Origin of the sequence: Burkholderia sp. LA-2-3-30-S1-D2, assembly GCF_001523915.2 — a bacterium.
GTDB lineage: Bacteria > Pseudomonadota > Gammaproteobacteria > Burkholderiales > Burkholderiaceae > Burkholderia > Burkholderia diffusa.
This window is the reverse complement of sequence record NZ_CP013385.1, coordinates 471,780-482,476: the sequence shown is the minus strand read 5'-3', so window position 1 is coordinate 482,476 and position 10,697 is coordinate 471,780. Positions and strand designations below refer to the sequence as shown.

Sequence of the window (10,697 nt, the reverse complement as noted above, 5' to 3'; positions counted from 1 at the left end):
ACGGCGGATTCTCATGCCGCGTATCATTTCAAAGTACGGAACATATCGGCGCTACAATTGACGCGTTTCCCGGTTGGCTCCTCTAATGACGCCATCGGACCGTCGCGTGCCGCGAGCGCTGCCACCCAGCGTGGCGGGCCACGCCGACCGACCGGTACACGCAAGTTCACGGCCGCTTCCAGAGCCAGATCGAGACAAACGGAGCAATCGATGTCGCCGCAGTCGAACCGGGCAGCGCTGCCCCTGTCAGGACAGGAAAACGCGGGTTGGCCCGATGGGTCGACTGGAGACAGCGAGCGTCCGGAAGGCGGCTCCGCGTCCGGCGCGATGGTCGTTCCATTGGCACGGAGCCTGGCGATACTGACGGCGTTTTCGCCGCACGAGCCGTGGCTCGGCAATCAGGAAATCGTGATCGAGACGGGCATTCCCGCGCCGACGGTGTCGCGGATGGCCCGCTCGCTCGTCACGCTCGGCTATCTTCACTATTCGCCGCAGCGCCGCAAGTATCGGCTGGCGGCGCCCGTGCTGTCGCTCGGCTATGCCGCGATCGCGCATTCGAACGTACAGTTGCTGGCTCGACTCGAGATGCAGGCGTTCGCGAACGCGAACGAAACTTACGTGATGCTCGGCACGCGAGATCGCCTCGACGTGATCGTGCTGGAGACGTGCGCGAGCAAGCAGGCCTCGATCGACCTCAAGCTGTATGCGGGCACGCGGCTGCGCATCGCGTCGTCGCCGATGGGCTGGGCATTGCTGGCCGCGCTGCCGGAGCTCGAGCGCTTTTACCTGCTGGGCAACATCGAACGCAAGACGGGCCGGGAGTGGCCGAACCTGCGCCGCCGCATCAGTGAAGGCATTTCGCAGGTGCACAACGTCGGCTATTGCATGTCGCTCGGCGAGTGGGAGCCGGACCTGACCATTCTTGCGGTACCGCTGGTGGTTCAGGATCACACGCCGCTCGTGCTGGCCTGTATCGGGCGCAGCGCCCGGCTCGGGCGCGCGCGTGTCGAACGGGAGCTCGGGCCGAGGCTGGTGGCCGCAGCCCAGCATTTGCAGGAGCAGGCGGTTGTGACCGACTGACATGCCCATGAACAAGACCGACAAGCAACATGGCGTCACGTTGACCGTCGAGCGCGGGCTCGAGGTGCTGCATGCGTTTCGCGCGGCCCGCGCGCCGCTGTCCAATGCGGAACTGGTGCGGCGTACCGGCCTGCCGAAGGCCACGGTATCGCGGCTGACCACGACGCTGATCTCGATTGGGTATCTGCGCCGGGTCGGAGGCGGGCGGCAGTTCGAACTCAGTGCCGGCGCGTTGAGCATCGGTCATGCCTATCTGGAGGCCAATACCGTCACGCGTCTCGTCGCGCCCGTGATGCAAAAGCTCGCCGACAAGCTGAACCTGTCGGTCGCGCTCGCGGTCCCGCATCGGCTCGACATGGTTTATATCGCGTGGCGGGCGAGCGCGCGGATCGCGACGCTGCGGCTTGGCGTCGGTTCGCTGCTGCCGATGGCGACGACCTCGGTTGGGCGCGCATACCTGTACGGGCTGCCGGAGGCGATGCGCACGCCGTTGATGGCCGAGCTGCTCGACGCGGCGGGCGACGATGCGGACACCGTGCGCGAAACCCTCGATGCGGCATTCGAGGATCTGCGGCAATCGGGCGTGTGCATGTCCGTCGGCGAGTATCAGCGCAACGCGTACGGTATTGCGTTGCCGATCGTGGTTGGCCGCACCCGCACGCTGATGGCGCTGAATTGCGGTGCAGTGGAACTGGAGCCGGACATGGTGGCGATCCGCGAGCGCGTGACGCCCGAACTGAAGGCGGCGGCCAAGACCCTGTCGTTGATCCTGAGCGACGTCGACTGCGAGCCTTGATGATCGGAATCAGTGCATTGAGGTCGCTGTTTTAACTAACTAATGATAGTTCCAATCGAAATGCACGGTACCGCTAACCGGAGACGTCGGATGCAAGCGCGAGGCGAGGGCAAAGATTCAGGCGGCCGATCGGCAGCCGATGCGGAAACGCTCGAACGCATTGCCGCCGAGCGGTTCACGTGTCGCGCGTATTTGCCGGATGCGGTGCCGACAGACGTGATCGAGCGCGTCGTCGAGATCGCAAAACGCGCGGCGTCGTGGTGCAACGTGCAGCCGTGGCACGCGATCGTCACGTCGCGCGACACGACCGAGCGTTTCCGCGCCGCGCTCGTCGCCCATGCAGCCCAGCACCCGGGCATCTACGCCGACATGCCGTTTCCGGACGAATATCGCGGCGTGTACGGCGAGCGGCGCCGGGAGGTCGGCTATGGGCTCTATGCGGCGCTCGGCATCGCGCGCAGCGACCGCCTGGCGCGCGAGCGGCAGGTTGCCGAGAACTTTCGGCTGTTCGGTGCGCCGCATGTCGCGTTGCTGACGATCCCGGCCGAACTGGGACCGTACGCGGCGCTCGACTGCGGCGCGTTCGTCGCGTCGTTTTTGCTGGCGGCGCGCGCGCACGGTGTCGCAACCACCGCACAAGCGGCGCTCGCCCATCATGCGCGGTTCATTCGCCGTTATTTCGGTATCGGCGACGAGCGCAGGTTCGTCTGCGGCATCGCGTTCGGCTATGCGGACATGACTCATCCGGCAAACGCGTTCCGCTCGACGCGCGCCGCAACTGCGGACGTGATGCAGATGGTTTGACGCATGCCGTTCCCTGTCGACTCGCGGCGCCCGAACGCGTGGCGGCAGCGAACGGGAAGATCGGCGAAGCCGACCGGCAGTCACGCGTGCCGGCGCCCCGAACAAGGAGAACACACGATGACTGGAACGAACCAAACGGCAGGCCCCGCACTGGCGGTCGTGCAGGCCGCATGGAATGCGGCTGCACGCGACTGGAATGCCGATGCTTTGACCGGCGTCTACACGACGGATGCGCTGTTCTTCGGCGGCCGACCCGGTCACGCGACCGGGCACGAGGCGATTCGCGCGTACTTTGCGTCGTACGACGGCGTGATCCAGTCCGCCACGCTGGAACTGGTGGAGCAGCAGTTCATCCGGTTCGGCGACGACTGCTTTCTCGCGCAGGGCTACGGCGAATTCGCGTTTGTCCTCGGCGACGGCACGACATCGCGCTCGCGTCTGCGCACGACGCTCGTGATCGTGGCGCAGCAGCACGAGTGGAAAATACGCCAGCATCATTTCTCGGCGTCGCCGGAAACGCCGCCGATCTGAGCAGGCCGATTCGCACGCGCGGGCCGTCGCGCGCCCGTACGCCGGGGCCCACACGCCCGACGCCTGCATACCGGGCGACTTACGTGCCGACGTGACGTGAGAGAAACTGGGCGGCAGCGTTGCCGAACACGTCGTTGCGGTCGCCGGCGACCATGTGTCCTGCTGCGGCGACGTTCACGTATTCGGCGTGCGGGCAGAGTGCGAGAAACTCGCGTACCCCCGCTTCGCTGACCACGTCGGAGCTGCCGCCGCGCACCAGCAGCGTGGGCAGTGCGAGGTTGCGCGCGCACGCGGAGAAGCGGGCATGACGGGCGGGCAAGTCGGTCGTTCCCGACAGAAAGCACGGGTCCCAGTGCCAGTGATAGCGGCCGTCGTCGCCGAGCCGGACGTTCTTCGACAGGCCGGCATGATTGCCCGGGCGCGACCGGTGCGAGCGGTAGCGGCCGATCGCGTCGGCGACCTCGTCGAGTGAGCCGAATCCGTCGGGGTTCTGCTGCATGAACGAGCGGATGCGCGCGACGCCGGCCGGTTCCGTATACGGCACGATGTCGACCAGGATCAGTGCACGCGCATCGATCTTGCGTTCTCCAATCGCAACGAGGCTCGTGCCACCGCCCAGCGATGCGCCGATCAGCACCGGGGGGCGACGCGCGCCAAGCGCGTCGACGACGTGGCGCAGATCCCTGACGAACGCGTCCTGGCTGTAGTCGCCGTCGGCGCTCCAGTCCGAGTCGCCGTGCCCGCGCGCATCGTACGCCACTGCGAAATAGCCGGCGCTGCCGAGCAACGCGCCCGTGCCGCCCCACGCATGACGAGTCTGGCCTCCGCCATGCAGCAGTACCACGAGCGGGGCGTCCGGATGGCCACACGTATCGCCGGCAAGCCGCACGCCGTCGGCGGTACGCCACAGGTGCATGGGTTCGGGGGTGCCGGGAAGGCGGCGTCCCGGACTGGCCGGGGTGCGCACGATGGGTTCGCTGGATGGCGTCATGACGGATCGAGATGGATTCATGGGGAAGGGCGGACGCGGTACGGGGGTTCGACGCGCCTTCCAACTTCGCTGGTGCGCGCACGCGTGTCAACGCGGGCGGTCGCAGCGTTCCGTACAGTGAGCGTACCGGCCACGCGCGCGGAGGCTGCTGCGCAGCGCCTGGCTGCGCGATGTCGGGCGGCGAACGAGAGATTCAGGCAAACCTGCGGGCTGCGCGCCGCGCGCGACCGGCCGACCGGCCTGCGGTTCGCTGGCTCGCGCAATGAAAATACGCTACCCTGTCAAACATTAGTTTTGTGCCGCATGGCGGCAGGCGAGAGGATCAGGCAGTACCCGGGAGACGGAGACACGCCGCCGGCCGCAATCGCGAGCGGGAACGGCAACGGGACGATCGCTCGCGCGGTGTGCTGCACGACGCTGCATGGCCGTGCGTCGCGGATGCGGCATCCGGCGTTCTTCATTTCATCTTGATTCTCGATAACAACGGACGGCTGATACACGAACGTGCGAAAGCGAAATGTAAATCCCAGCGCGGATACCCGGGAAACCTTGCTGCGGCTTGCTGCGCGCTCTTTTGCGACGCAGGGCTATGCAGCGACCACGATGCGCTCGATCGCGGACCAGGCCGGGATCGAGGCGGCCAGCATCTACTATCATTTCTCGTCGAAGGAAGAATTGGTCGACGTCGTAATGGAGCACGGCGCGGACAGCATCGTGCAGCACATCAACGAGCATTTCGACGCACTGCCGCCCGATGCAACGGCCGAGGCACGCTTCAAGGCGGCGCTGCTCGGGCAGATGAGCGCGCTGATCAAGTTCGGCGACTACGCGCTCGCGCACGGCAGGCTGCTGACCCAGCTGCCGGAGAAGGTGCGGGAGCGCCAGGTCAAGCGGCGCGAACGCCATCAGCAGCTGTGGGCCGCGGTGTTCGACGGCTTGCGCGCCGAAGGCATGCTACGCGAGGACGTCGACGTCGCACTGTGTCGTGTGTTCGTGCTCGGCTGCATCAATTCCGTCCAGACCTGGTTCGACCCGAAGAAGGGCTCGCTGGAAAAGGTGGCCGACCAGCTAAGCACGATGTTCTTCGAAGGCGTGAAGCCCGCGGCAGGCGCGAAGCCAGCCGCGAAGGCGAAGCGAAGCACCCGTAAGAGCGAACTGGTCGCCTGATCCGGCCGACGAACCGGGGCGACATGCCCGCCTTCCGGATCACGCGGCCGCGTGATGCTGCAGCGCCCGGTCGGGCGGGATCCGGCGCTCGAGAAAATCGAGCACGGCATGGACGAACAGGCCGTTGTGTTCGCCCGCGACCGTATGGCTGGCATTCCGGACTTCCGTATGTTCCGCATGCGGGCATAGGCTCAGGAACTCGCGTGCGCCGGCTTCGCTGACGATATCGGAGGCTGCACCGCGCAGGAACAGCGTCGGCAGCGTCAGGCGGCGCGCGCTGGCTGCAAAGCGCGCATGGCGGCGCGTCAGGTCGCGCGGCCACGCGAGAAAGTGCGGATCCCAGTGCCAGCGATATTTCCCGTCGTCGTAGCGCAAGCTGCGCGCGAGGCTTTCCTCGCTGAGCGCTTGCGGCGGATGCGGGCGATAGTGGCGGATAGCGTTGGCCGCCTCGTCCAGCGACCCGAAACCGTCCGGCTGCTGCCGCATGAACGACTGCAGGCGCAGCGCGCCCGCTGGTTCGATGCAGGGCGCGATGTTGACGAGCACGAGCGCCGCCGCCTCGAGATAGCCTTCGCCGACGGCGAGCAGGCTCGTCCCGCCGCCGAGCCCCGCGCCGACGACGATCGGACGCCGGCCGTCGAACATCGCGGCCACCCGCTCGAGGTCGAGGATCATCGCGCCCAGACTGTAGTTGCAGGTCGGCGACCAGTCGGACTCACCGTGACCGCGCGCGTCGAACGCGACCGCATGAAAGCCCGCCGCGCCGAGCAAGCGACCCATTCCGCTCCACGCATGACGTGTCTGCCCGCTGCCGTGTAGCAGGATGACGGGCGCGCCGTCGGGGTCGCCCCATGAGTGGCCGGCGAGCCGGAGCCCGTCGGCGCTCGTCCACGTATGCCGGATGCCGGTCGGCTCGGCCGCATGCGTTCCCGTCTTCATCGCATTCTTCATGATTTGATTGCGTTCGCGTGGCGTGGCCGCCCTACGTCGAGCCGCAGGCCGGCGCCCGCGCCCCGTGGTCCTTATCCGCCGGCGTTCGGCGCTGCGATGCCGGCATGCCGTCGTGTCGAACAGGTCTTGGCACGTATTCGCATACGTTCGCCGCGGCCCGCAATCGAGTCAATCGCGGTGGCCGGAATGTTCCGTACTCCGGCCGGACGAGAGTGGTGACGCATCGCCTGGCGCCACCGCGCTAGATCCCCACGCTAGAATCGCTTGTTGATCCCGACGATCGCGCCGACCGTCGTGCCCGGCACGCCGTACAGCGCATTGTCGATCGACATCCCGAATCGCGCGCGGCCGTGGTTGTTTACCGCACCCACCTGCATATACAGCGAGGTCGCCTTCGACAGGAAATAGCGTGTCGTCAGCGCGCCGAGCAGTGCGTGATTGTCCGAGTTGTGCGGATCGCGGATGTACCACACGCCGCCGTTGATATCGAGCTGCGGCAGCGCGTAGTAGTCGAAACCGACGTTCCACACGTTGTTGGTGCCGCCGTTCACGACTTCGCCCGCCACCGTCGTCGGCACCTTGTAGCTGGTGAACGAGCCCTTCACCGTGAGCCGGTCGAAGTGGTAGCCCACGCCGATCATGCGGCCGGAGAACGGCTGCTGAAATGTCGTCAACCCCGCGGAGCTGTGACCTGAACTCGAGTCGTACATCGCGGCGTTCACGACCAGCCCGCGAAATTCGTAGCGCGCGCCGAGCGAGTACTGCTGCCCCGCGCGATAGTCGCCCGGCACGCCTCCGAACGCATACATCGCACTGCCGGAAAATCCGGCGAACTTCGGGCTCGTATAGGTGATCGCATTCGGATTGAAGGTGCCCACGAACGTGTTGTCCGCATACACGGAGAACGCCGTGCCGAACTGGCCCGCGTTGCGCGGATCGGACTCGTAGATCGCGAGCACAAACGGCGAATACTGCACGCCCGCCTTCAGTTCGCCGAAGTTGCCGTTGAGTGCCAGCCATGCCTGACGCCCGAACAGATTGCCGTTGCTGTTGTCGAACCCGCCGTTGACGACGCTGACGCCGCTCTCGAGCCTGAAGGTCGCCTTCAACCCGCCGCCGAGGTCTTCCTGCCCGAACAGGCCGAAATTCGACGGTTCCAGTCCGCCGTTGATGAGGCTGAACTGCTTGCCGCGATTGGCGCCGGTCGCCGAATCGATTGTCTTGCTGGAGAACAGCATCCCCACGTCGAGCGTACCGTACAGCGTGACGCTGCTTTGCGCCCATGTCCATGCGGGCAGTAGCGCAATGCCAAGCGCGAATATCGTCTTCTTGGTACCCAACCCTGATGACCTGCTTACATTCATTTCGGTATCCGAATTTAATGAGAGATGGAGGAATGGTGCATGTCGGACTGTTGACGCCTTGTAGCCATATTCAGGGCCGTCGGTCGGTTCGTGATGTCCAGCGGCGGACAGGCGGTACCGGTTCGGCGTTAATCTAACGTTCGGTAGATTGCGGTGAGCGACATCGAATCTCCATTGGGTATAACCCGAGGCGAATTCCTGCTGTCACGCGATGATCCATTGGACGAATTTCGGCGTTCCGTACTTCAACGCATTCAAGCGAGCTTCATTTTGAAAAAATCGTCCGTTATACGGCATAAATCGTATGGGAGCGTTTCCGGGCGGGTAACGGAAGCCGTGTTCGCGCGAGTGAAACGGCATGCCCATGTCAAAAAACGTTTTATCTGACGGAACGTATTTTTTCGGGTGTCTTTCGAAAAAAATCGTGAATTCGGCATCCTTAACGGAAATGCGAATTTGCGTTGCCGGAGCGCATGTGAATGGGGGGAGGGAAAGCGGTCAGAGGCGATCCTCGGTCTGCCTGACGACGATCAAGAAAACGATGTCCGCGCCTGATCGTTCGCGTTGGACAACGCGGGCAATACGGACGAGCATCTGCGACGACGGCCCGGGCGGACCGTCATCGCAAGCCGCACAAACTGCACGAAAAGTGCGTCGCGCAGCGCGCCTACTTGCCCATCGGTTTCGCGAACATCATATGCGACATGCCGCCGTCGCACGCGATCGACTGCGCCGTGATATACCCGGCGGCCGGCGACGCGAGATACACGATCAGGTCGGCGACTTCCTCCGGCTTGCCGACCCGGCTCATCGGCAGCATGGTCGCCAGTTGATCGAGAATCTCCTGCGGCACCGAGCTGCGCGCCATCGGCGTGTCGATCACGCCCGGCAACACGACGTTCACGCGTACGCCATAGGATGCCCATTCGTGCGCCATCTGCCGGCTGAGCGTAGTGAGCGCCGCCTTGCTCGGACCATACGCGCCGCCCTGCGAATAGCCGTGGACGCCCGCCAGCGAAGCCGTGTTGACGATGGCCGCATGCGGGCTCTTCTTCAGGTGCGGCAGCGCGCTGCGCGCGAGCATCAGCGCACCGTCCACGTTCACCTGGAAGCCGGCGCGCCATTCTTCGATCGGCACGTCCTCGAGCATCCCCGCGCGCACCAGTGCGGCGGTATTGATCACGACGTCGAGCCGTCCGAAGCGCTCGACCGTGGCGGCGATGGCCGCATCGATGTCCGGCTGTTTCGATACGTCGAGACCGAGCGCGATCGCCTCGCCGCCGTGACGCACGATCTCGCCGGCGACGCGCTCGGCGTGGCCGACGTTCAGGTCGGCCACGGCGACGGCTCCGCCGTTGGCCGCGAAGGTCTTAGCGCTGGCCTCGCCCATGCCGCTGCCGGCCCCGACCACCAGCGCGACCAGCCCCTTGATGCGTGAATGGATCATCCAGTCGCTCGGCGCGTCATGGCTGGATTCGATGTTCATCGGTTGCTCCTCGTGATGTCAGTTGATGGATGATTTGTGCGTCGGTACTCAGGCGGCCGGCTGGTCCAGGACCACGGTCTTTGATTCGAGGAACGCTTCGAGGCCGCCCACGCCGCCTTCGCGTCCAACGCCCGATTGCTTGAAACCGCCAAAGCCGATCGAGAAATCGGTGCGTGACGCGTTGTGTCCGACCGAGCCGGCGTGCAAGCGGCGCGCGACGCGCAGCGCCCGCTCGGTGTCGTGCGTGAACACCGCGGCATTCAGGCCGAAGATCGTGTCGTTTGCCATGTCGATCGCGTGTTGGTCGCTGTCGGCCGGGATGACCGACAGCACCGGGCCGAACAACTCGTTCTGCGCGATGCTGGAGCGGTTGTCGACGTTCGCGAACACGGTCGGTTCGAAGAAGAAGCCGCGCGCCAGGTGCGCGGGGCGCTTGCCGCCGGCCGCCAGTTGCGCACCATCGGACACGCCTTGCGCAACCAGTCGTTCGACCACGTCGCGCTGCGCGGCCGTCGCGAGCGGCCCCATGCTCGTCGCATCGTCAAGCGGGTCGCCGAGCACCATGCCGCGCGCGGCCTCGACCAACGCGTCGACCATCTGGTCGTGCTTGGTGCGCGGCACGATGATGCGCGTGAGGCTGTGGCAGACCTGTCCCGACAGATAGCTGAAATACGGTGCGCCGAGAGTCTTCGCGGCCGTTTCGATGTCGTAGTCGTCGAGTACGACAGCAGGCGATTTGCCGCCGAGTTCGAGCGTGACGCGGGCGACGCGTTCTGCCGCTACCGAGCCGATGCGCCGGCCTGCTCCGGTGGAGCCGGTGAAGGTGATCTTGTCCACGCCGGGATGGCGCACCAGCGACTCGGACACGGTCCGATCGGCCGTCAGCATGTTGACCACGCCGGGCGGCAACCCGGCCTCGTCGCAGATCTGCGCGAACAGATGACCGGAACTCGGCGTCTCCGGCGAATTCTTGATGACGACCGTGCAGCCCGCGAGCAGGGCCGGTGCGATCTTGTATGCGAGCAGCCCGGCCGGCCCGTTCCACGGCACGATCACTGCTACCACGCCGACCGGCTCCTGCACGAGGTAGGCCTGGTGCCCGGTGACGGCGCGCGCGGGCGCGACGAACGGATAGCTGTGCGCCATCGCCGCGTACTGGCGGAATGCGCCGCTCAGGAACAGGCCGATGCGCGGCTTCGCAATCCGGTACAGCACGCCGGACTCGATGCTCCAGCCTCGCGCGAAATCATCGTTCAACGCTTCGAGGCGGGCGGCGATTTTCTCCAGGAAGACGGCACGTTCGGCCGGGGACAGATGCGGCCACGGGCCGCGATCGAACGCAGTGCGCGCGGCGTGCACGGCCGCGTCGACGTCGGCTTCGTTGGCCATCGGCGCGTGCGCGACCACGTCTTCGGTCGCGCAGTTGAGCACCGCGAAGGTTTTGGCGGAAGTGGGCGCCACCCAGCGTCCGCCGACATAGAGGCGATCCGCGTGCGGCATGTTGAGGGAAGGACTGTTCATCGGTGG

10 protein-coding genes are annotated in these 10,697 nt (G+C 65.7%); 5 read left to right on the top strand and 5 right to left on the bottom strand.

Going from position 1 to position 10,697, the window contains the following annotated elements; all coding sequences use genetic code 11:
* Positions 1–210 precede the first annotated feature (210 nt).
* From WS66_RS31250 to WS66_RS31235, 4 genes are all read left to right on the top strand, one after another.
* Positions 211–1,080 (top strand): IclR family transcriptional regulator, encoded by an 870-nt coding sequence (locus WS66_RS31250; protein WP_059599750.1) that lies wholly within the window; start codon positions 211–213, stop codon positions 1,078–1,080.
* A gap of 7 nt (positions 1,081–1,087) precedes the next feature.
* The gene (locus WS66_RS31245) at positions 1,088–1,876 is read left to right on the top strand and encodes an IclR family transcriptional regulator (protein ID WP_059599751.1); all 789 of its coding nucleotides are present in this window, start codon (positions 1,088–1,090) and stop codon (positions 1,874–1,876) included.
* Positions 1,877–1,966: 90 nt separating this feature from the next.
* The gene (locus WS66_RS31240; RefSeq protein WP_059599752.1) at positions 1,967–2,680 is read left to right on the top strand and encodes a nitroreductase; all 714 of its coding nucleotides are present in this window, start codon (positions 1,967–1,969) and stop codon (positions 2,678–2,680) included.
* A 117-nt stretch (positions 2,681–2,797) separates the two neighbouring features.
* Positions 2,798–3,211: a YybH family protein gene (locus WS66_RS31235; RefSeq protein ID WP_059599753.1), complete on the top strand. Its 414-nt coding sequence runs from the start codon at positions 2,798–2,800 to the stop codon at positions 3,209–3,211.
* 79 nt (positions 3,212–3,290) lie between these two features.
* On the opposite strand, the gene WS66_RS31230 is transcribed toward WS66_RS31235, so the two are convergent.
* Entirely contained in the window at positions 3,291–4,202 is a 912-nt protein-coding gene (locus tag WS66_RS31230) for an alpha/beta fold hydrolase (RefSeq protein WP_082728860.1), read from the bottom strand.
* Between the two features lie 549 nt (positions 4,203–4,751).
* Between WS66_RS31230 and WS66_RS31225 the strand changes: the two genes are divergently transcribed.
* Complete coding sequence (locus WS66_RS31225) at positions 4,752–5,369, top strand: TetR/AcrR family transcriptional regulator (protein ID WP_108064781.1); 618 nt, start codon at positions 4,752–4,754, stop codon at positions 5,367–5,369.
* Positions 5,370–5,408: 39 nt separating this feature from the next.
* On the opposite strand, the gene WS66_RS31220 is transcribed toward WS66_RS31225, so the two are convergent.
* The 4 genes from WS66_RS31220 to WS66_RS31205 form a co-directional block, all read right to left on the bottom strand.
* Positions 5,409–6,308 carry an alpha/beta fold hydrolase gene (locus WS66_RS31220; protein ID WP_059599769.1) on the bottom strand — a complete coding sequence of 300 codons (900 nt, stop codon included), beginning with the start codon at positions 6,306–6,308 and terminating at the stop codon, positions 5,409–5,411.
* A 266-nt stretch (positions 6,309–6,574) separates the two neighbouring features.
* Positions 6,575–7,660, bottom strand: coding sequence for a porin (locus WS66_RS31215; protein WP_236873021.1), 1,086 nt, complete (start codon positions 7,658–7,660; stop codon positions 6,575–6,577).
* A gap of 691 nt (positions 7,661–8,351) precedes the next feature.
* Positions 8,352–9,170 (bottom strand): SDR family NAD(P)-dependent oxidoreductase, encoded by an 819-nt coding sequence (locus tag WS66_RS31210; RefSeq protein WP_059599757.1) that lies wholly within the window; start codon positions 9,168–9,170, stop codon positions 8,352–8,354.
* A 48-nt stretch (positions 9,171–9,218) separates the two neighbouring features.
* Positions 9,219–10,691, bottom strand: coding sequence for an aldehyde dehydrogenase (locus WS66_RS31205; protein ID WP_059599758.1), 1,473 nt, complete (start codon positions 10,689–10,691; stop codon positions 9,219–9,221).
* Positions 10,692–10,697 lie beyond the last annotated feature (6 nt).